Genomic DNA, 21,268 nt, shown 5'->3' on the forward strand with positions numbered 1-21,268 from the left:
GGAAGAGCGGGACAGCGGTGCGGGCGCTGAATTCCTGTCGGGCGACAGAAATTAGGGAGCCGCTGTTTCGCCCGCGTGACGCGGCCATGTCGAAGGTGGGCCCAAGTCCTCACCTCCCTTGCGCACGCCGTCAAAACGCGATACATCGTGTCTATTGACGGGCTGTCGTAGATCACGATATATTCGGCTACGAATATTCGGATCGAAGTAGAGATGTGAGGTGAATCGGCCCATGAGGCGGCGCAAGCTCCGCAACCCCCTGGCGCTCGCCGTGCTGGCGACCCTGTGGCAGAAGCCGATGCATCCCTACGAGATCGCCCAGACCCTGCGCCGCCAGGGCAAGGACTCCAGCACGAAGATCAACTACGGCTCGCTCTACACGGTCGTGCAGAACCTCGAAAAGCATGGCTTCGTCGAGGTCACGGACGTGGAGCGGCAGGGCAACCGGCCCGAGCGGACGGTCTACGGCATCACCGATGCCGGCCGTCAGGAGACCACCGAGTGGATGTCGGACCTGGTCGCCTTCCCGGCCAAGGAGTACCCGATCTTCGAGACCGGGCTCTCGCTGCTCGGCGTGCTGCACCCCGACGACGTGATCTCACTGCTGGAGGAGCGGCTCGAGGCCCTGGAGGTCCGGATCGCCTCCGGCCGGGGCGCCCTGGAGAAGCTGTACGAGACCCTGCCCCGGCTCTTCCTCGTGGAGAACGAGTACCAGCTCCACATGATCGAGGCGGAAGCGGCATGGGTCCGCGGCTTCCTCGACGAGATCAGGAAGGGCGAACTGCCCGGCATCGAGGAGTGGAAGGGCTTCCACGAACCGTGACCTGACGAAGAACAGGCCCCGGCACGGCTGTTGGAGCAGCCCGCCGGGGCCTCGAACCCCGAGCTGAATCCGCCGTGAGGCACATCCAGGCGATCGAGGTGCGGCACACCCAGGATAGCCCGGTGCTCCTCACGCGGATCAGCTGTCATCCGCTCACCCAGGAGAGCACCTGTCATGAACACCCGTGCGCCCGCAGTCGCGGCGCGTCAGCTGATCAAGACCTACCCGGGTGATGTCACCGCCCTCAACGGCATGGACATCACCGTCGAACCCGGCACCGTCTTCGGCCTTCTCGGCCCCAACGGCGCGGGCAAGTCCACCACTGTCAAGATCCTCACCACCCTGGCCCGCCCCGACTCCGGCACGGCCACCGTCGCCGGGCACGACGTGCTGCGCCACCCGGGCCGAGTGCGCCGCGCGATCGGCGTGGTCGCACAGAACTCCGGCGCCGACCCCGGGGCCACCGGCCGCGAGAACCTCCGACTGCAGGGCAGGCTCTACGGGTTGAGGGGAGCCGGCCTCGACAGGCGCGTCGCCGAGCTCCTGGACCGCTTCACCCTCACCGACGCCGCGGACCGTCGGGCCAAGGGCTACTCCGGCGGTATGCGGCGCCGCCTCGACGTCGCCCTCGGCCTGGTGCACCGCCCCGAGGTGCTCTTCCTCGACGAGCCCACCACCGGTCTCGACCCCGAGGCCCGCAGCGCGATGTGGGACGAGATCGGCCGGCTCTCCGGCGAGGAGGGGCTGACCATCCTGCTCACCACGCACTATCTCGAAGAGGCCGACCGGCTCGCCGAGCGCGTCGCCATCGTCGACCGCGGCCGGGTCGTCGTCGAGGGCACCCCGGACTCCCTCAAGGGTGAACTCCACGGCGACGCCGTCCACTTGGAGCTCCGCTCCGGCCTCGGCGAAGCCGGCCGTACGCTGCTCAGGAGCGCCCTCGGCGGACTGCCGGGCGTGCACGAGGTCCTGGTCGACGGGCACCGGGTCAGCGTCCGCGCCGACGACGGAGCGGCGGCGGTGCCCGCCCTCCTGGGCGCACTCGAGCGCGCCGGAGTCGATGTCGCCGCAGCGACCGTGGCCCGCCCCTCGCTCGACGACGTGTACCTGCGTTACACCGGCCGCCGTTACTCGGAAGCCGAGGCGGCCGAGGGAGCGGGGGAAGCCGGCCGGCCTGACGGCCTCGCCCTCGCGGGAGGTGCCCGATGAGCACCGCCGTCTCCCAGACCTGGTACATGACGCAGCGTCAACTCATGGTGTTCGCACGGCAGCCCGCGTACGCGGTCATCACTCTGATCCAGCCGGTGATCTGGCTGTTCCTGTTCGGCAGTCTGTTCCGCGAGGTCGTCGAGCTCGGCGGTTTCGGCGCCACCTCGTATCTCGACTACCTCGTCCCCGGCGTGGTCGTGATGAGCGCGCTGAGCTCCAACATGTGGGCCGGGATGACCACGCTCGACGAGATCCAGCGCGGCACCCTGGACCGCTTCCTGACCACCCCGGTCAGCCGGGCCGCGCTGATGAACGGCAACGTCGTCAACAACGGCCTGGTCACCGCCGCGCAGTCGGTGATCATCGTGCTGCTCGGGCTGCTGGGCGGGGCGGACTATCCGGGCGGGATCGTCGGGATCGCGGTCCTGGTGCTCGCCTCGGTGCTGCTGGGCACGGTCTTCGGGGCGCTGTCCAACGCGCTGGGCATGCTGGTGCGGGAGCGGGAGTCGATCATCGGGATCAACACGTTCCTGCTGCTGCCGCTGACGTTCCTGTCCTCCGCCTTCATGGCGCCCGCCCAGATGCCGGGGTGGATGCGGCACATCGCCGACTTCAACCCGCTCGACTGGGCGATGGTGGCGGGGCGTTCGGCGCTGTCCGAGAACCCCGACTGGAGTGATGTGCTCGTCCGGGGCGGTGCGCTGTCGGCGCTGGCGGTGGCGGCGGTGTGGCTGTCGATCCGGACGTTCCGGTCGTACCAGCGGTCCGTGTAGCGGTGTGGGAGGGCGCCGCTGCGCCCTCCCACACCGCCTATCTGCCCCAGCGGACTAGGCGGGCGTGCTCTCCTGCTCCGCCTCGATCCGTGCGTTCCAGTCCCGCTTCGAGGCCTGCCAGCCGTCCTCGTTGTGGCCGAGCCGCCAGTACCCGGAGATCGACAGGTCCTCGCGCGCGATCTCGCGCTCGACGCGCAGCAGGTGCCGCAGCTGCTTCACGCAGTGCGCCTCGCCATGGACGAAGGCGTGCACCCGGCCCGCCGGGAACTCCAGCGCCCGCACGGCCTCGGTCAGCGCCTCGCCGACCGGCCGGTCCCCGCGGTGCAGCCAGACGACCTCCACATCGGAGTCGATCTTCTGCTCCTCCTCGGGCCCGGAGACCTCGATGAAGGCGTACGCCGTGGCGCCGTCGGGCAGCACCTCCAGGGAGCGGGCGATCGCGGGCAGCGCGCTCTCGTCCCCGGCGAGCAGATGCCAGTCGGCGGCCGGATCGGGGGTGTAGGCGCCGCCCGGGCCGCTGAACCGGACGGTCTCGCCCGGCTGCACGCCGGCCGCCCAGGGGCCGGCGAGGCCCTCGTCGCCGTGGATCACGAAGTCCAGGGTCAGCTCACGGTGTTCGGCATCCCAGTGGCGCACGGTGTACGTCCGCGTCACCGGCCACTGCTCGCGCGGGAACTCCTCGCGGATGCGCTCCATGTCGAAGGGCTCCGGGTAGGTCGCACCCCCGGCCGGGAACAGCAGCTTCACATAGTGGTCGGAGCAGGTGTCCGCCGAGAAGTCGGCGAGACCCTCACCTCCGAGCACCACACGCTGCATGTGCGGGGTCAGCCGCTCGGTGCGGACGACCTGAGCGGAATGCGGCTTCCGCGGCTTGCGTCCCGGTCGTTCTGCCATGGCGGCCTCCCTGACTCTTCGCTTAGGCTTACCTAAGTTAGCATCTTCCCCTACTTAACACCCCTTGTATGAGGCCAAGATTAAGCCATTGCGGAGAGTATGGATTCCTCCTGAAGAGAAGCTCATTCACTCAGAAGAGAACATGATTTACGGTGCCAGGGTCGTCAGCAGCCGCTGAAGCGACCCGCCCAGCCCCCAGCGCGCCGCCAGCCGCTCCACCGCCGCCGGATCACGCGGGCCGCGCGGCACCGCCGTGTCGACGTCCGGCAGCGGCACGTCGTCCGCCACTCGAACGACCTTGGGCGCCACCGCGACATAGGGCCGGGACTCGTCCAGACGCTTGCGCTGCGAGGGCGTGAGCTTGGCCTTCGGGTCGTCGACCGCCGCCATGATCCCGGCGACATCGCCGAACTCGGCCAGCAGCTTGGCGGCCGTCTTCTCCCCGATACCGGGCACCCCCGGCAGACCGTCGCTCGGGTCGCCGCGCAGCAGCGCCAGATCCACGTACCCCCGCCCGTCGACCCCATACCTCTCGCGCAGCCACGCCTCGTCCGTGAGCTGGAGGGTACCCACGCCCTTGAGCGGGTACAGCACCCGCACCCCGCGCCCGTCGTCCACCAGCTGGTACAGATCGCGGTCCCCGGTGACGATGTCGACCGGGCCCTTGGCCCGAGCGGTGAACGTGCCGATCACATCGTCCGCCTCGTACCCCGCGACGCCCACGCGCGCGATGCCGAGCGCGTCGAGGACCTCCTCGATGACCGGGACCTGCGGCGACAGGGTGTCCGGCACCTCCTCCTCGTCCGGCCCCACCTCGCGCTCCTCGGCGACGCGGTGCGCCTTGTAGGAGGGGATCAGGTCGACTCGCCACTGAGGACGCCAGTCGGCGTCCATGCAGGCCACCAGCTCGTCGGGGCGGTGGTCCTTCACCAGGCGGTCGATGAATTCCAGCAGCCCGCGCACGGCGTTCACCGGCGTGCCGTCCGGGGCCTTCACGGACTCCGGGACGCCGAAGTAGGCGCGGAAGTAGAGGGAGGCGGTGTCGAGGAGCATGAGTCGTCCGGTCACGCCTCGCATCATGCCGTACGGCGCCGACAGTCACGGGTCCCCAGCGATGTGAAGCCTCCACGGCGATCCCACGGACTGGTTGTGAACTGAACCACTTGGGCGTTTGGCCTGGTCGGTCGAGGGCAGGCGCCGCCACTGACCCCCGCCCCCGAGCCAAGAGGTACGCGTGTCAGCCAGCCTAGAGGCCGAACATCTCTACAAGGTGTTCGGCAGACGACCGAGTGAGGCAGTCGAGAGACTGCGCGATGGAGCCGACCGGGAGGAGCTGCGCGCCGACGGCACCACCGCCGCGGTCGTCGACGCCTCCTTCACCGTGGAGCCCGGCCAGATCTTCGTCGTCATGGGCCTGTCCGGATCCGGCAAGTCCACCTTGCTGCGCATGCTCAACGGCCTCCTCGAACCCACCGCCGGACACGTCCGCTTCGACGGTCAGGACCTGACCGCGCTCGGCGACCGCGACCTGCGCGCGGTCCGGGCGAGGAAGATCAGCATGGTCTTCCAGCACTTCGCGCTCTTCCCGCACCGCAGCGTCCTGGAGAACGCCGCCTACGGTCTCGCCGTACAGGGCGTCCCCCGCGCCGAGCGCGAGAAGCGCGCCACCGAGGCCCTGGCCCTGTGCGGTCTGGCCGGCTGGGAGAAGTCCTGGCCCGACGAGCTGTCCGGCGGCATGCAGCAGCGCGTCGGCCTGGCCCGCGCGCTGGCCACCGACGCCGACCTGCTCCTCATGGACGAGTCCTTCAGCGCCCTCGACCCGCTGATCCGCCGCGACATGCAGGACCAGCTCCTGGAGCTCCAGAAGACCCTGAAGAAGACCATCGTCTTCATCACCCACGACCTCAACGAGGCCATGCGCCTGGGCGACCGCATCGCCGTCATGCGCGACGGCCGTATCGTCCAGATCGGCACCGCGGAGGACATCCTGGTCCGGCCCGCCGACGACTACGTGGCCTCCTTCACCCAGGACGTCGACCGCTCGCGGGTCCTGACCGCGGGCGCCGTCATGGACCCGGACGTCGTCGGTGACGAGGTCAGCTGTCGCTGCGAGACCGCGACACCGGACACCCCGTTCACCGAACTCTGCGCGATCAGCGCCCGGCTGACACACCCCGTCGCCGTCCTCGACAAGACCGGGAAACTCGTCGGCCGCGTCCCGCGACAACGCCTCGTCGCGTTCCTCGGCGACGAGCAGTCCGAACCGGTTGCCTGCGACTCGCCCCGGGACAAGGGCGGCGACAAGGCGGTGGCCCGTGCCTAGGATCCCGCTCGGCGACTGGGTCAACGACGCGGTCGACTGGCTGCTCGGCCACATGGCCTGGCTCTTCGACTTCCTCAAGACCGTCTTCACCGGCACCTACGACGGTATCGACGCCGTCCTCCAGGCGCCCCAGCCCCTGCTCCTCGCGGGCATCTTCGCCGTCATCGCCTTCTGGCTGCGCGGCACCACGGCCGGCGTCCTCACCTTCGCGGGCTTCGCCTTCATCGACTCCCTCGAACTGTGGGACGACGCGATGGTGACCCTCTCGCTGGTCCTCGTCGCCACGATCATCGCCCTGGTGATCTCCGTGCCCGTCGGCATCTGGGCGGCCCGCTCCGACCGCGTCAGCGGACTGGTCCGGCCGGTCCTGGACTTCATGCAGACGCTGCCCGCGATGATCTACCTCATCCCGGCGATCCTCTTCTTCGGCACCGGCGCCTCCGCGGGCATCGTCGCCACCCTGATCTTCGCGCTCGCCCCCGGCGTGCGCATGACCGAGCTGGGCATCCGCCAGGTCGACAAGGAACTGGTCGAGGCGGCCGAGGCGTTCGGCACGACTCCCAGGGACACCCTCCTGCGGGTCCAGCTCCCGCTCGCCCTGCCCACCGTCATGGCCGGCGTCAACCAGGTCATCATGCTCGGCCTGTCCATGGCCGCGATCGCCGGCATGGTCGGCACCGGCGGCCTCGGCGGACGCGTCAACGAGGCCATCGGACAGCTCGACGTGGGCCTCGGGTCCGAGGCGGGCGTCGCCATCGTGATCCTCGCGATCTACCTCGACCGCATGACCGGCGCCCTGGGTACCCAGGTCTCCCCGCTGGGCCGCCGCGCCGCCGCCAAGGCACGCGCCGCACAGGGCCTGAAGATCTGGTCCTACCGCCCCCGTCCGCAGGTCGCCGTCATCGGCGTGGTGGTCCTCGCCCTCGTCGCGGGCGGCATGGGGATGTTCGGCGGCAAGGACGACAGCGCCACCCCGGTCGGCGAGAACGTCGGTCAGGGCAAGAAGGTCAGCATCGGCTACATCCCCTGGGACGAGGGCGTCGCCTCCACCTTCCTCTGGAAGGAGCTCCTGGAGGAACGCGGCTTCGAGGTGGACGCCAAGCAGCTCGACGCCGGCCCCCTCTACACCTCCCTGGCCTCCGGCAACGTCGACTTCCAGACCGACGCCTGGCTCCCGACCACCCACGCCGAGTACTGGAAGAAGTACGGCGACCGGCTCGACGACCTGGGCTCCTGGTACGGCCCGACCTCCCTGGAGCTGAGCGTCCCCTCGTACATGAAGGGCATCGACTCCCTGGCGGACCTCAAGGGCAGGTCCGCCGAGTTCGGCGGGAAGATCACCGGCATCGAGTCCAGCGCCGGAATGATGGGCCTGCTCAAGAGCAAGGTCCTCAAGGACTACGGCCTCGACAAGGAGTACAAGGTCGTCGACAGCTCCACGCCGGCGATGCTGGCCGAGCTGAAGCGGGCGTACAGCAAGCAGGAACCGGTCGTCGTCACGCTCTGGTCGCCGCACTGGGCGTACAGCGACTACAAGCTGAAGAAGCTCAAGGACCCGAAGGGCTCCTGGGGCAAGGGCGACGGGGTGCACACGGTGGCCCGCAAGGGCTTCGCCGACGACAACCCGGTCGTCGCCAAGTGGCTGAAGGACTTCAGGATGAGCGAGAAGCAGCTCACCGGTCTGGAAGCCGAGATCAACAAGGCGGGCAAGGGCAAGCAGCAGGACGCCGTACGCGCCTGGCTGAAGGCCAACCCCGGTGTGCTCGACAAGCTCGCACCGGTCGCCGGCACCGCCGCCCCCGCCGAGGCGAAGCGGCCCGTCGACGTGGCCTGGTTCCCCTGGGACGAGGACATCGCCGTCACCTACCTCTGGAAGAACGTCCTGGAGCGGCGCGGCTACAAGCTGAACCTCAAGCAGATGGACGTCGGCCCGGTCTACACCGGCCTCGCCTCCGGGGACCTCGATCTCAACTTCGACGCCTGGCTGCCGTACGCGCAGGCGAACTACTGGGACAAGAACAAGGACAGACTCGCCGACCTCGGCACCTGGTACGAACCGACCTCGCTGGAGGTCGCGGTGCCCTCGTACGTCAAGGGCGTCAAGTCGTACGAGGACCTCAAGGGCAAGGCCGACCTCTTCGACGGGAGGATCATCGGCATCGAACCGGGCACCGGCGAGATGAACCTCCTCAAGAAGAAGGTCCTGCCGGGCTACGGCCTGGACAAGGAGTACGACGTCGTCGACGGCTCCACGCCCGCGATGCTGGCCGAGCTCAAGCGCGCGTACGCCAAGAAGCAGCCCGTGGCAGTCGTGCTCTGGTCGCCGCACTGGGCGTACAGCCAGTACGACCTGACCAAGCTGAAGGACGACAAGAAGCTCTTCGGCGAGGGCAACACGATCCGGACCATCGCCAACGAGAAGTTCCCCGAGCAGTACCCGCAGCTCACCAAGTGGATCAAGAACTTCCGGATGAGCGAGGACGAGCTCGGCACCCTGGAGGCCGAGATCAACCAGCGGGGCCAGGGCCACGAGGAAGAGGCCGTCGCCGCCTGGCTGAAGGAGCACCCGGACGTCACGGAGCGGATGACTCCGCAGTAGCCGCCCTGTCGAAGCCGCCCGAGGGGCGGGCTCCCCACGCGACCTGACGGCGTGTGGCGAGGCCCGCCCCTCGGGCATGTCCGGGGCCCGCGCATCCGTACGCGGTCCATGAGAAGGATCCGGACAACCACATAGAGCTATGCCGCCCCCTGAGCCTCATGGGTCGGTCGTGGTCAGCCGGTTCGTCCTGACGGCGCAAACCCCGCACGGAGCGGGTGGAGAGCTGATCTACTGGCCGGAGTTGGCGAGATGGCCCGCACGGGGTTTACGGCAATGTGACGGGCGCATGAAACGGTTTGCCGAACATGCGTAGGGTGCAGACAACTCATCAGAGAGTGTGAACGGACCGACGGGCGAAGGAGGGAGCCGGAGCGATGGGCGACCACAAAGAACAACCCTTGCGGGTCGGCGCGGCCGTCAGGCGGCGACGTCGTGCGCTGGAGCTCACCCTCGCCGTCGTGGCCGAACGCAGCGGCCTGTCGGTGCCCTTCCTGAGCCAGATCGAGAACGAGCGGGCGCGGCCCAGTCAGAGCTCCCTGGAGAAGGTGGCCGACGCCCTGCGCACCACCGCCGTGGAACTCCTCGCCGCCGCCGACCCGGCGTGCAGCGTCGACGTCGTGCGCGCCGACGACACCGAGCCGGAGTGCCGGACCCGGGTGCGTTCCCTGGTGCGTGGTCACCATCAGATGCATGCCCAGGAGTTCACCGGTGACCATGACGCCGGCCGTGAATTCCAGTTCCGCAACGACCAGTTGATGTACGTCGCCGACGGCGCGGTGGAGATCGAGGCGGAGGGCCGGGCGTACCGGCTCGGCCGCGCCGACACGCTCTACCTCACCGGTGGGGTACGGCACCGGTGGCGGGCGACCGTGCCCGAGACCCGGGTCGTGGTCGTCGCGGTGGCCGAGCACATCGAGGCGGTCCGGGACCGGCCGCGCACGTGAGGGTCGGGCAGTGAGGGTCGTCTCCCTCGTCCCCTCCCTGACGGAGGCGGTGGCCCGTTCCGCCCCCGGTGCCCTGGTCGGCGCCACGGACTGGTGCACCCACCCGGCGGACCTCGACGTCGCGCGCGTGGGCGGCACCAAGAACCCCAGGCCCGACCGCGTCCTCGCCCTCGCCCCCGACCTGGTGATCGCCAACGAGGAGGAGAACCGGGAGCCGGACCTCGCCGCCCTGCGCGAGGCGGGCGTCGAGGTCCTGGTGACCGAGGTGAGGGACGTCCCGCAGGCCTTCCGGGAACTGGCGCGGGTCCTGGAGGCGTGCGGTGCGCGGACACGCCCGTGCTGGCTGGACGAGGCGGAGTCGGCGTGGCAGGCGTTGCCGCAACCGTCGTACCGGACGACGGCCGTGGTCCCGATCTGGCGCCGCCCCTGGATGGTGCTGGGACGCGACACCTTCGCCGGTGACGTGCTGGCGCGTCTGGGCGTGGACCATGTGTACGCGACGCACCCCGAGCGCTATCCGCGGATCCCGATCGACGAGCTGAACGCGGCCGCACCGGACGTCGTCGTCCTCCCTGACGAGCCCTACCGCTTCACCGCGGACGACGGCCCGGAGGCGTTCCCCAAACTGCCCTGCGCCCTCGTCAGCGGCAGGCACCTCACCTGGTACGGCCCGTCCCTCAGCGAAGCGCCACGGGTGCTGACGAAGGCCCTGCGAGCAGCGCACCGCTGAGCAGCCCGCGCGCGGTGTGCAGGGCGGCGACGGCCCAGGCGGCCACGAGAACGACGTACAGCACGACGGCGAGCCACTGGAAGGCGAGCAGCCCGGTGTGCCGGGCCAGCCCCTCCGCCCCGGTGACACAGGTGCCGACCGGGAAGGTGAAGGCCCACCACGTCATCGCGAACCCCATGCCCTCCCGCCGGGCGCGCAGGACGTGCGTGGTGGCGAGCGCGAACCAGAGCAGCGCGAACCCCATGACCGGCACGCCGTAGAGCACGGCGAGGACGCCGAAGCCGCCGCTGTACGGCGTCGGTACGACACCGGGCGCGACGTCCGCGAACTTGTCGACGGCGGTGGTGGACTGCCCGAGCGGGCCCAGCACCAGGAACAGGGTCGGGGTGAGGGCCAGGGGCAGCGGACCGCCGGTGATGAGCCGTCCGAAGACGAGCGGCAGCATGAGCAGGGTCGCGAGGAGGCTGATCCCGAACATCGCCACGCACGCGAGCAGCAGGGTCTCCCGCGCCTGCCCGGCCGGGAGATGGGGCACGAGCAGCGGCCCGAGCGCGGCCGACACCATGGGCGCGACGAGCGGCAGCAGCCACACGGGAGTGGCCTGTGACGGCTCGATCCGATGGCGTACGGCCATGAGGTACGGGACGGCGACGGCCGCGGTGAGTCCGATGGCCGTGCCGGCGGTGAACAGCACGGCGTCCAGAGCGACCGCGGCTCGCGTGCCGATCCAGCCGGAGCCGACGGTGAGGGCGCCGCCGCCGACGGCGAGGAGGGCCATGGAGAGACAGCCGTAGAAGGGCGCCATGGCCGGGTCGAGGAGATGGGCGCGGGCCTGGTCCCGGTGGTGGGTCCAGTGCAGGGCGCGGGCGCAGAGCAGGACGACGAGAAGGGCGAGGGAGAGCGCCCAGACGCCGGTGAGGGCGGTGCGCAGACCGGGAACGGAGAGGGGCAGTCCGGCTCCGGCGGTGGCGACGATGGCGGTGCCCATGACGGTGGCGTACCAGTTGGGTCCGAGGTGACGGACGGCGATGGCACGCGGGGATCGTGCGGTGGCACGGGGGAGAAGAGGCTGGGCTGCGGTGACCATGATGCGACGATCGCGCGGTTGTGCGGCTGCCACCAGGGACGACGCCTCTATGAGGACATAAACTGGATTTATGAGCAGTGAGCGGGAGGGCTCTCCCTCGACCCCCGGTGGCATGCTGGCGCACCGCGTCCCCGACCTGGGGGCGCTGGAACTGCTGCTGGCGGTGGCCCGGCTCGGCAGCCTGGGTGCGGCGGCGCGGGAGATCGGCATCACCCAGCCGGCGGCCAGCAGTCGCATTCGCTCGATGGAACGTCAGTTGGGTGTGGCGCTGGTGGACCGCTCACCGCGCGGCTCCCGTCTCACGGACGCGGGCGCGCTGGTGACGGACTGGGCGCGGCGGATCGTGGAGGCCGCGGAGGCGTTCGACGCGGGGGCGCAGGCGTTGCGGGACCGGCGGGACTCGCGGCTGCGGGTGGCGGCGAGCATGACGATCGCGGAGTATCTGCTGCCGGGCTGGCTGTTGGCGTTGCGCGCCCAACGTCCGGACACGGCGGTGTCGTTGCTGGCCGGCAACTCGGCGGCGGTGGCCTCCCGGCTGCTGGCGGACGAGGCGGACCTGGGGTTCGTGGAGGGCCTGAACGTACCGACGGGCCTCGACTCGGTCGTGATCGCCCACGACCACCTGATCGTGGTGACGGCCCCGGCCCACCCCTGGGCCCGCCGCCGACGGCCGCTGGCGGCGGACGAGTTGGCGGCGACGCCGTTGATCCTGCGGGAGAAGGGTTCGGGGACGCGGCAGGTCCTGGACGCGGCGCTGGGCGGACTGGCGCGGCCGTTGATCGAGTTGTCGTCCACCACCGCGGTGAAGGCGGCGGTCGTGAGCGGCGCGGGGCCGGCGGTACTGAGCGAGCTGGCGGTGGGGGAGGAGCTGGCGATGCGTCGGCTGGTGCGGGTGCCGGTGGAAGGCGTGTCCCTGGCACGGGACTTGCGGGCGGTGTGGCCGACGGGGCATCGACCGGTGGGTCCGGCCAGGGAACTGCTGTCGCTGACGCGGGGGTAGGGGCAGCGCCGGCGAAAAACTCCTGGCCCGCCACCGCGGCCGACCCGCACCATGCTGTACATGCCACCCACCGCCCCGCCCGCCGCAGGCGCCCGCACTCCCTGGGAAGAGCTCCCACCCCGGGTCCGCGACGCCGTGGCCGACATCCTCGGTGAACCCGTCACCCACGCCACCACTCAACCCGGCGGCTTCTCCCCGGGCGCCGCGGCGCGCATCCGCACCGCCCGAGGCCGCCGTGCCTTCGTCAAGGCCGTCAGCGCGGACACCAACGCCACGGGACCCGTGTTCCACCGCAGAGAAGCCCGCTACGCAGCCGCCCTCCCACCCGCCGTCCCCGCACCTCGCCTCCTCGGCACCTACGACGACGGCACCTGGGTGGCTCTGGTCTTCGAGGACGTGTCAGGCCGCCAGCCCCACGTGCCCTGGCGGCAGCCGGAGTTGAGACGCGTCCTCGACGCGGTGACAGACCTCGCCCGGACCCTCACCCCGTCCCCCGTGCGCGACGCGCCCCCCGCCTCCGCGTCCGCCGTCGGCACATACGGCGGCTGGCGGCGGCTCCTGGAGGAGACACACCCGGACCTCGACCCCTGGACCGCCGCCCACCTTCCGCACCTCGCCGAGCTGGCCGCCCCCTGGCCCGAGGCAGTCTTTGGCGACACCCTCGCCCACGGCGACCTGCGCGCCGACAACATGCTGCTCACCGACGACGGCCGCGTCGTCTTCGTCGACTGGCCGCATGTCGTCCGCGGTGCCGCATGGCTCGACCTGCTCCTCATGCTCCCGTGCGTCAGAGCCCAGGGAGGCCCCGACCCGCAGGAGCTCTTCACCGCGCACCCACTGGGCCGCGACGCCGACCCGGACGCCGTCACCGCCGCCCTCGCGGGCCTCGCCGGCTACTTCGTCCACCAGTCGCTGCAGCCCCCGCCGCCGGGCATCCCCACCGTCCGCGCCTTCCAGCGCGCGCAGGGCGAAGCGGCGTCGAACTGGCTGCGAGGCCGGATCGGATAGACCCCGGTTCAGGCCCCCGCCGCCTCCACCAGCCCCCGTACCACCCGCAGATCGTCACCCATCTCCGGATGCCACTGCACCCCCAACACCCAGTCGGAGGAAGGCAGTTCCACGGCTTCCACCGTGCCGTCCGGTGCGTGCGCCGATACGAGGAGACCGGTGCCCAGACGGTCCACGGCCTGATGGTGGTATGTCGGTACGGACGTCTCCTCCGGGACGACACCGGCGTACAACGTCCCCGGCACCGGCTTCACGGAGTGCCACCCGAAGACACCGACCACCTCCGCGTGCCCCTCGATGTGCTGGACGAGCGTGCCGCCGAGGGCGACGTTCAGCAGCTGCATGCCCCGGCAGATGCCGAGCAGCGGGATGCCCGCGGCGAGGGCCGCGTCGATGAGGGCGAGCTCCCAGGCGTCGCGCTCCGGTGCCGGCGGCCCGGTACGGGGCTCGCGCTCGGCGCCGTAGTGCACCGGCTCGACGTCCGGGCCGCCCGCGATCACCAGCCCGTCGAGGCGCGCCACGGCCCCGGCGGCATGCTCGGGCGCGTCCGGCGGAAGCATCGCGGCCAGCCCGCCCGCCCGCTGCACGAGCCGCGGATACCCGACGGGCAGCAGCGCCGCCGCCAGCTCCCACACACCCCAGCGTGCCCCGGCCTCCAGATACGTACTGATGCCGATCAGCGGCCTGCCCGCCATGCGCCCTCCCGGTCCGGCAAAGGATTGTTTCCATACCTTTGTCGAGAGATGCCCGCGGAGGCAAGACCCCCAGGCCGCACGGAAGGCGCCGTCACGCCAGGAACCCCCTGAGCAGTGCCGCCGTCCCGCCGCAGTGCTCGCGCATCATCTCCCGCGCCCCGTCCGCGTCCCCGTCCAGCACCGCCTCCACCAGCGCGGTGTGCTGGCGTTGGGAGTGTTCGAGGTTGCGGACGAGGAGCGGGATGCAGTCCAGCAGGTCGTTCACCGTGGCCCGGACCGCCGCGTACTGCGCGGTCAGCGACGGTGAGCCGCACAGCTCGGCCAGCGTCAGGTGCAGCATCGTGTCCAGGCGCCGATAGTCCGCCAGCGGAGCGTCCTGGGTGCGGGCCAGCGCCTCGCGCAGCCGTTCCGCCTGGTCGTCGGCGAGCCCGTGCGCAGCGCACAGACCCGCCGCCCCCACCTCCAGCACCTCGCGGAACCGGAGCACGTCCTCGATGTCGACCGCGGAGATCCGCCGCCGCAGCTCGTCCTCGCCGCCGGCGTCCGACTTCCGCAGCACGAACGTCCCGCCGTACCGACCGCGCCGCGACTCCACCAGCCCCTGGTCCTGGAGCACCTTCAACACCTCGCGCAGCGTCACCCGGCTGATCCCGAGCCGCTCCGCCAGCTCCCGCTCGGCCGGCAGCCGCTCACCCCCCGGCACCAGACCGAGCCGTACGACCTGCAGGATCTGCTCCAATGCCTCCTCGAAGCCGTTGCCCGCCCGTACCGGCCGCAGCACCGGCGTCAACCGGTCCTCCAGGTCGCCCTCCGGATCCAGCGACATCCCGTCGTACCCCCTTCCCAAGCAATGGTTCTCCGCAATACCTTATGGCTTCCGGCCCGGCCGAAAAAAGCGCAGAAGCCCGAAGGAGCTCTCCCGTGGCAGATCGCACACCCCCGCTGAGCGTCGAGGAGCTGCACGCCCTTGTCGCGAGCGGTGAGATCGACACCGTCGTCCTGGCCTTCCCCGACATGCAAGGGCGGCTCCAGGGCAAGCGGTTCGCCGCCCGCTTCTTCCTCGACGAGGTCCTCCACCACGGCACCGAGGGCTGCAACTACCTCCTCGCCGTCGACACCGAGATGAACACCGTCGAGGGCTACGCCATGTCCTCCTGGGACCGCGGCTACGGCGACTTCGCCATGCACCCGGACCTCTCCACCCTGCGCCGCGTCCCCTGGAACGCCGGCACGGCCATGATCATCGCCGACCTCGCCTGGGAGGACGGTTCCCCGGTCGTCGCCGCGCCCCGCCAGATCCTGCGCCGCCAACTGGAGCGGCTCGCCGAGCTCGGCTACACCGCCCAGGTCGGCACCGAGCTGGAGTTCATCGTCTTCAGGGACACCTACGAGCAGGCCTGGGACGCGGGCTACCAGGGGCTGACACCGGCGAACCAGTACAACATCGACTACTCGGTGCTCGGGACCGGCCGCATCGAGCCACTGCTGCGGCGCATCCGCAACGACATGACCGGCGCCGGCCTCACCGTCGAGTCCGCCAAGGGCGAGTGCAACCCGGGCCAGCACGAGATCGTGTTCAAGTACGACGAGGCCGTGGTCACCTGCGACCAGCACGCGATCTACAAGACCGGTGCCAAGGAGATCGCCGCCCAGGAGGGCGTGTCGCTCACCTTCATGGCCAAGTACAACGAGCGCGAGGGCAACTCCTGCCACATCCACCTCTCGCTCGCCGACGCCGCCGGAAACAACGCGATGGCGGGCCCCGACGGGATGTCGGACGTGATGCGGTACTTCCTCGCCGGGCAGCTCGCGGCCCTGAGGGACTTCTCGCTCCTCTACGCCCCCAACATCAACTCCTACAAGCGGTTCCAGCCGGGCTCCTTCGCCCCCACGGCCGTCGCGTGGGGCCACGACAACCGGACCTGCGCGCTGCGGGTGGTCGGCCACGGCCGCTCCCTGCGCTTCGAGAACCGGCTGCCGGGCGGTGACGTCAATCCGCACCTCGCCGTCGCCGGGCTGGTGGCAGCCGGGCTCTACGGCATCGAGCAGAAGCTGGAGCTGCCCGAGGCGTGCGCCGGCAACGCCTACACCGCCGACTTCGCCCATGTCCCGACCACCCTGCGCGAGGCCGCCGAGCTCTGGGAGAACAGCCCGATCGCCAAGGCGGCCTTCGGCGACGAGGTCGTGGCGCACTACAGCAACATGGCCCGCGTCGAACTCGAAGCCTTCGACGCGGCGGTGACCGACTGGGAGTTGCGCCGCTCCTTCGAACGCCTGTGATCCCGAGTGTCTGTGATCCCGAGTGTCTGTGAAAGGTTCTTCGTTGTCGTACGAGCATGAGCTGACCGTCCTCAACCCGGCCACCGAGGAGGTCGTCGCCACCGTCCCGGCGGCCTCCGCGGCCGACGTGGACGCGGCCGTCGCCAGGGCCGCCGCGGCACAGGTGAAGTGGGCCGGGGCCGCCCCCGCCGACCGCGCCCGGCTGCTGCGCCGGTTCGCCGACGTCGTCGACCAACACGTCGAGGAACTCGCTCGGTTGGAGGTCCGGGAAGCCGGTCACCTCCTCGGCAACGCCCGCTGGGAGGCCGGGAACGTCCGTGACCTGCTCGCCTATGCGGCCGGGGGAGTGGAGCGCCTGAACGGCCGCCAGATCCCGGTGTCCGGCGGCCTCGACGTCACGATCCTCGAACCGCTCGGCGTCGTCGGGATCATCGCGCCCTGGAACTTCCCCATGCCCATCGCCGCCTGGGGTACGGCCCCGGCGCTCGCCGCCGGCAACGCGGTGATCCTCAAGCCCGCCGAGACGACCCCGCTGACCGCCCTGCGGCTCGCCGAACTCGCCCTGGAGGCAGGGCTGCCGGAGGGTCTGTTCCAGGTGCTGCCGGGCCACGGACCGGTCGCCGGGACCGCTCTCGTCGAGCACCCCGGCGTCGCCAAGATCGTGTTCACCGGCTCCACCCGCACCGGGCGGGACGTCATGGAACGCTGCGCCCGCCGGATCAAGCCGGTCACCCTCGAACTCGGCGGCAAGAGCCCGAACATCGTTTTCGCCGACGCCGACCTCAAGACCGCCGTCGACCCCTTCTCCTTCCTCGACAACTCCGGCCAGGACTGCTGCGCCCGCACCCGCATCCTGGTCCAGGAGTCCGTGTACGACGAGGTCCGCGAGCTGCTCGCCGACGCGCTGGCCGCCGTCGTCGTGGGCGATCCGGCCGACGAGAAGACACAGATGGGGCCGCTGATCTCCCGTCAGCAGCTGGAGCGCGTACGGTCGTTCGTGCCGGACGACGCCCCGGGCCTGCGCGGCAGCGCCCCCGAAGGGCCCGGCTTCTGGTTCGCGCCGACCGTCCTCACGGGGGAGCGGCACGACTCCGAGGCGGCCCGGGAGGAGATCTTCGGACCCGTGGCCGTACTCCTGCCCTTCACCGACGAGCAGGACGCGATCCGGCTGGCCAACGACACCCCGTACGGCCTCTCCGGCTCCATCTGGACCCGGGACGTCGGCCGCGCGCTCCGCGTCTCCCAGGGCGTCCGGGCCGGCAACCTGTCCGTCAACTCCCACTCCAGCGTCCGCTACTGGACCCCCTTCGGCGGCTACAAGCAGTCCGGCGTGGGCCGGGAGCTCGGCCCGGACGCCCTGGCCGCCTTCACCGAAACCAAGAACGTCTTCATCAGCACGGAGGGCCCCGCACAGTGACCGCATCGACCGAAGAGATGGTCTGCCGACGCCTGGTCGGCCGTACCGCCGTCATCACCGGGGCCGGCAGCGGCATCGGTCTCGCCACCGCCCGCCGGCTCGCCTCCGAGGGCGCGCACGTGGTCTGCGGCGACGTCGACGAGCAGCGCGGCAAGGCGGCCGCCGAGGAGGTCGGCGGAGTCTTCGTGAAGGTCGACGTCACTGACCCCGATCAGGTCGAGACGCTGTTCAAGACGGCGTACGACACCTACGGCAGCGTCGACATCGCCTTCAACAACGCGGGCATCTCCCCGCCCGACGACGACTCCATCCTGGAGACCGGCCTGGAGGCCTGGAAGCGCGTCCAGGAGGTCAACCTGACCTCCGTCTACCTGTGCTGCAAGGCGGCGATCCCCTACATGCGGCGGCAGGGCAAGGGCTCCATCATCAACACGGCGTCCTTCGTGGCGAGGATGGGCGCGGCCACGTCCCAGATCTCCTACACCGCCTCCAAGGGCGGTGTCCTGGCCATGTCCCGTGAACTGGGCGTGCAGTTCGCGCGGGAGGGCATCCGCGTGAACGCCCTCTGCCCCGGCCCGGTCAACACCCCTCTCCTTCAGGAACTGTTCGCCAAGGACCCCGAGCGCGCCGCCCGCCGCCTCGTCCACATCCCGCTCGGCCGCTTCGCCGAGGCCGAGGAGATCGCCGCCGCCGTCGCCTTCCTGGCCAGCGACGACTCCTCGTTCGTGAACGCCAGCGACTTCCTCGTCGACGGCGGAATCTCGGGGGCTTACGTCACACCCCTGTAGGCCCGCGGCCTAGAGTGCCGGGATGAGCATGACGCCCCCGCCCGGCTGGTACCGCGACCCCGAGCACCCGCATCTGGAACGCTGGTGGGACGGTACGGCCTGGACCGAGCACCGGCGCGAGCCCGCACCCGCGGGCCCGCCGCCGGTGCCGGGACGGCCGCCGGGCGGCGAGGCCTCGGGACGCGCGAAGGTCATCGCCCTCACCACGGCCGGGGTGGTCCTGGTCGCGGCGATCGTGACGGGAGCGTTCGTCCTGCGTGACGACGGGGGCGCCGAGGGCAGCACGACGGTGACCGAGTCCATCACCCCCACCTTCGCCCCGACGAGCCGGACGCCCACTCCTACGCCCACGCCGTCGGAGTCCACCAGCGAACCCTCCGCCGACGACCCGGCCGTCGTCGAGGACCAGCTCAACGGCATCACCGTGCCGCTGCTCGACGGCTGGGTACGACCCCAGTACATCGTCGACGACGACGTCCTCATGTCCACCGACGGCACCTACGACTGCCCCGGCGACCCCGGAGTGTGCCGGCACGGTCTCGTCATCTCGCGCACGGTGACCTCCAACGACGAGACCTCCCCCGAGTCCCTCGCCAAGGCAGACATCTCCGACGCGGCCGACTACGCCTACGACCGCGACCTCGTCGGCAAGCGGCCCTTCGGCGGCATCGAGTCGCACGAGGTCGTGAAGTCGGGTCCGGTCGCCGTGGCCGGCCGTGCCGGGTATTTCGTCCGCTGGCGCGTCAAGACGGCCAAGGGGCCCGGCGGTTACGTCCAGTCCCTCGCCTTCCAGTCCAGCGTCGGCACCGAGTCCCCGGTCGTCGTGCGCTACGTCTTCGACGCAGGCGAGGACGGGCCGCCGCTCGCCGACATGGACCGGATCACCAAGGGCATCCGCTCCAGCGGCGACGCGAACGGCGGCGGCGTCGGCAGCAGCATCGGCCCGACGGACTGACCTACAGGAACGTCCGGCCCTCGCCTCGATAGGTCGGGACGGTCGAGGTGACGGTGTCGCCCTCGATCAGATGCAGCACGTCGAACCGCTCGCACAGCTCCCCGGCCTTCGCGTGCCGGAACCACACCTTGTCCCCGAGGAGGAGGTCGTCGGCGGGCGAGCCGAGCAGCGGCGTCTGCACCTCGCCGGGCCCCTCCTGAGGGTCGTACTTCAGCCCCTCCGGCAGATAGGGCACGGGGAGCCGGTCGGGCCCGGGCGCACCGGAGGCCGGATAGCCGCCCCCGAGCACCGTGACGACACCGACGCCGGGCCGCCGTACGACGGGCTGGGCGAAGAGCGCGGCCGGACGCCCGCTGAACGACGTGTAGTTGTCGAAGAGCCGCGGCACGTACAGCCCCGACCCGGCCCCGATCTCCGTGACGGCGTCCTCGGCGGCGGTGGTCTGGACGCTGCCGGTACCGCCGCCGTTGACGAACTCCAGGTCGGGAACGACGGCCCGGACGGCACGCACCACTGCCGCCCGCCGCTCGGCCAGCTCCTTGCGGGCGGTGGCCTGCATCAGCCGGACGGCACGGGACCGGAACGGATGCCCGGCGACGGAGTCGCCCACGCCGGCGATATGACCCTCGTACGCCATGATCCCGACGACCTTGAACCCGGGTCGCCGGGCGACCGCGCGGGCGAGGTCGGCGACCTGGGCGGGGGAGTGCAGCGGGGAGCGCCGGGCGCCCACCCGCACCCGGCCGCCCAGGAGCTTGAGGGAGGTGTCCAACTCCAGGCAGACGCGGACGACTTCACGTCCGCCGTCCCGGGAGCGGTCGATGAGGTCGAGCTGTGCGACGTCGTCGACCATGACGGCCACGGCGGCGGCGAGCTTGGGGTCCGAGGTCAGCTCGGCGTACCCGGTGCTGTCGGCGGAGGGGTAGGCGAGCAGGATGTCGTCGAACCCGGAGCGTGCCAGCCACAGGGACTCGGCGAGGGTGAAGGACATGAGGCCCGCGAAACCGTCCTTGGCGAGGACGCGTTCGAGCAGTGCCCGGCACCGCACGGACTTGCTGGCCAGACGGATCGGCTTACCGCCGGCCCGGCGGAGGAGATCGTCCGCGTTGGCGTCGAAGGCGTCCAGATCCACGATCGCCACAGGAGCGTCGAGGTGAGCGGTGGCCCGGTCGTAACGGGCCCGGTCGGCGGCGCGCGCAGTCATGAACGAAGCCTGCCAGACAGGATTACCGCAGGGTAGGGGGACGTTCCGGGCTAAAGCCCCGGGCTCGTGGACTGGTTCCCGTCCGGCCGGGGACAACCCGTAGAGTGACGCGCACGCATGTGAGGACGGCAGGGGCCCGAGTCAGGGGATGCCGATCCGTCCGTGCGGGTATGCGTGCCCGGGCGGGCCTGTTCGCACCGGGGACGACGACGGACCCGGGCACAAGGGAAACGGGGGGCGCATGAGCACGGAAGCGCGGCACGCCTCCATCCCTCCGCGCCCCACAACACCCCCACGCCCCACGGACCCTCCGAGGACGGGCCCCGAGGCCACGGACCGCGAGGAGCCCGGGCGCACCGAGGAACGGCCACCGGCCCAGGCACCGGGTACGCGACCGACGAGCGGCGCTTCCACCCCGACGACGACCGTGCCCCCGCTCCCGGGCGCACGACCGGCACCCGGGACCCCCGCTCGTGACGCCTCCCCGGACACACCGCCGCCCCCCGGCCAGGACAGCCCCGGAACTCCCACGACACCTC

19 protein-coding genes are annotated in these 21,268 nt (G+C 70.9%); 13 read left to right on the plus strand and 6 right to left on the minus strand.

All coding sequences use genetic code 11. The annotated features are described in order from the left end of the window. Positions 1 to 232 precede the first annotated feature (232 nt). The 3 genes from TN53_RS29940 (at position 233) to TN53_RS29950 (ending at position 2,805) form a co-directional block, all read left to right on the plus strand. Complete coding sequence (locus TN53_RS29940; protein WP_046261842.1) at positions 233 to 823, plus strand: PadR family transcriptional regulator; 591 nt, start codon at positions 233 to 235, stop codon at positions 821 to 823. A 174-nt stretch (positions 824 to 997) separates the two neighbouring features. Continuing rightward, positions 998 to 2,032, plus strand: coding sequence for a daunorubicin resistance protein DrrA family ABC transporter ATP-binding protein (locus TN53_RS29945; RefSeq protein ID WP_046261843.1), 1,035 nt, complete (start codon positions 998 to 1,000; stop codon positions 2,030 to 2,032). Next, positions 2,029 to 2,805, plus strand: coding sequence for an ABC transporter permease (locus tag TN53_RS29950; protein ID WP_046261844.1), 777 nt, complete (start codon positions 2,029 to 2,031; stop codon positions 2,803 to 2,805). The genes TN53_RS29945 and TN53_RS29950 overlap by 4 nt, the downstream gene beginning before the upstream one ends. Before the next feature lie 54 nt (positions 2,806 to 2,859). Here the strand turns inward: TN53_RS29950 and TN53_RS29955 are convergent, their stop codons facing one another. Both TN53_RS29955 and TN53_RS29960 read right to left on the minus strand, forming a co-directional pair. Continuing rightward, positions 2,860 to 3,699, minus strand: a complete 840-nt coding sequence (locus tag TN53_RS29955; RefSeq protein ID WP_046261845.1) for a siderophore-interacting protein — start codon at positions 3,697 to 3,699, stop codon at positions 2,860 to 2,862. Positions 3,700 to 3,846: 147 nt separating this feature from the next. Further along, positions 3,847 to 4,776: a 5'-3' exonuclease gene (locus tag TN53_RS29960; RefSeq protein ID WP_234441726.1), complete on the minus strand. Its 930-nt coding sequence runs from the start codon at positions 4,774 to 4,776 to the stop codon at positions 3,847 to 3,849. A gap of 157 nt (positions 4,777 to 4,933) precedes the next feature. Here TN53_RS29960 and TN53_RS29965 point away from each other — a divergent pair, with 157 nt between their 5' ends. The 4 genes from TN53_RS29965 to TN53_RS29980 all read left to right on the plus strand — a co-directional run bounded on the left by TN53_RS29965 (position 4,934) and on the right by TN53_RS29980 (position 10,295). Beyond that, positions 4,934 to 6,022, plus strand: a complete 1,089-nt coding sequence (locus TN53_RS29965) for a quaternary amine ABC transporter ATP-binding protein (protein WP_046261847.1) — start codon at positions 4,934 to 4,936, stop codon at positions 6,020 to 6,022. Further along, positions 6,015 to 8,621, plus strand: coding sequence for an ABC transporter permease/substrate binding protein (locus tag TN53_RS29970; RefSeq protein ID WP_046261848.1), 2,607 nt, complete (start codon positions 6,015 to 6,017; stop codon positions 8,619 to 8,621). The genes TN53_RS29965 and TN53_RS29970 overlap by 8 nt, the downstream gene beginning before the upstream one ends. Before the next feature lie 374 nt (positions 8,622 to 8,995). Beyond that, complete coding sequence (locus tag TN53_RS29975; RefSeq protein ID WP_046261849.1) at positions 8,996 to 9,565, plus strand: helix-turn-helix domain-containing protein; 570 nt, start codon at positions 8,996 to 8,998, stop codon at positions 9,563 to 9,565. 10 nt (positions 9,566 to 9,575) lie between these two features. Further along, a complete protein-coding gene (locus TN53_RS29980) occupies positions 9,576 to 10,295 on the plus strand; it encodes a helical backbone metal receptor (RefSeq protein WP_046261850.1) in 720 nt (239 codons plus the stop codon). Here TN53_RS29980 and TN53_RS29985 read toward each other — a convergent pair. Beyond that, positions 10,243 to 11,382: a TDT family transporter gene (locus TN53_RS29985; RefSeq protein WP_046261851.1), complete on the minus strand. Its 1,140-nt coding sequence runs from the start codon at positions 11,380 to 11,382 to the stop codon at positions 10,243 to 10,245. The genes TN53_RS29980 and TN53_RS29985 overlap by 53 nt on opposite strands. 70 nt (positions 11,383 to 11,452) lie before the next feature. On the opposite strand from TN53_RS29985, the gene TN53_RS29990 reads away from it, so the two are divergent. Together TN53_RS29990 and TN53_RS29995 are read left to right on the plus strand one after the other, a co-directional pair. After that, a complete protein-coding gene (locus TN53_RS29990) occupies positions 11,453 to 12,382 on the plus strand; it encodes a LysR family transcriptional regulator (protein ID WP_046261852.1) in 930 nt (309 codons plus the stop codon). A gap of 60 nt (positions 12,383 to 12,442) precedes the next feature. Next, a complete protein-coding gene (locus TN53_RS29995; protein ID WP_046261861.1) occupies positions 12,443 to 13,390 on the plus strand; it encodes a phosphotransferase in 948 nt (315 codons plus the stop codon). Between the two features lie 8 nt (positions 13,391 to 13,398). On the opposite strand, the gene TN53_RS30000 is transcribed toward TN53_RS29995, so the two are convergent. Beyond that, positions 13,399 to 14,085 carry a gamma-glutamyl-gamma-aminobutyrate hydrolase family protein gene (locus tag TN53_RS30000; RefSeq protein WP_046261853.1) on the minus strand — a complete coding sequence of 229 codons (687 nt, stop codon included), beginning with the start codon at positions 14,083 to 14,085 and terminating at the stop codon, positions 13,399 to 13,401. Between the two features lie 91 nt (positions 14,086 to 14,176). Then, positions 14,177 to 14,911: a FadR/GntR family transcriptional regulator gene (locus TN53_RS30005; protein WP_046261854.1), complete on the minus strand. Its 735-nt coding sequence runs from the start codon at positions 14,909 to 14,911 to the stop codon at positions 14,177 to 14,179. Positions 14,912 to 15,006: 95 nt separating this feature from the next. Here TN53_RS30005 and TN53_RS30010 point away from each other — a divergent pair, with 95 nt between their 5' ends. Genes TN53_RS30010 through TN53_RS30025 form a run of 4 tightly spaced genes read left to right on the plus strand, consistent with a single transcriptional unit; the run spans position 15,007 to position 19,525 of the window. Continuing rightward, a complete protein-coding gene (locus tag TN53_RS30010) occupies positions 15,007 to 16,365 on the plus strand; it encodes a glutamine synthetase family protein (RefSeq protein WP_046261855.1) in 1,359 nt (452 codons plus the stop codon). Positions 16,366 to 16,408: 43 nt separating this feature from the next. Beyond that, entirely contained in the window at positions 16,409 to 17,782 is a 1,374-nt protein-coding gene (locus TN53_RS30015; protein ID WP_046261856.1) for an aldehyde dehydrogenase family protein, read from the plus strand. Positions 17,783 to 17,799: 17 nt separating this feature from the next. Then, positions 17,800 to 18,570, plus strand: a complete 771-nt coding sequence (locus TN53_RS30020) for a 3-oxoacyl-ACP reductase (protein WP_046261862.1) — start codon at positions 17,800 to 17,802, stop codon at positions 18,568 to 18,570. 28 nt (positions 18,571 to 18,598) lie between these two features. After that, positions 18,599 to 19,525, plus strand: a complete 927-nt coding sequence (locus TN53_RS30025) for a DUF2510 domain-containing protein (protein ID WP_046261857.1) — start codon at positions 18,599 to 18,601, stop codon at positions 19,523 to 19,525. A 1-nt stretch (position 19,526) separates the two neighbouring features. Here TN53_RS30025 and TN53_RS30030 read toward each other — a convergent pair whose 3' ends face one another. After that, on the minus strand, positions 19,527 to 20,729 hold the full coding sequence (locus tag TN53_RS30030) for an amino acid deaminase/aldolase (protein WP_046261858.1): 1,203 nt from the start codon (positions 20,727 to 20,729) through the stop codon (positions 19,527 to 19,529). Between the last annotated feature and the right edge of the window lie 539 nt (positions 20,730 to 21,268).

The organism is Streptomyces sp. WM6386 (assembly GCF_000972385.1).
Classification (GTDB): Bacteria; Actinomycetota; Actinomycetes; order Streptomycetales; family Streptomycetaceae; genus Streptomyces.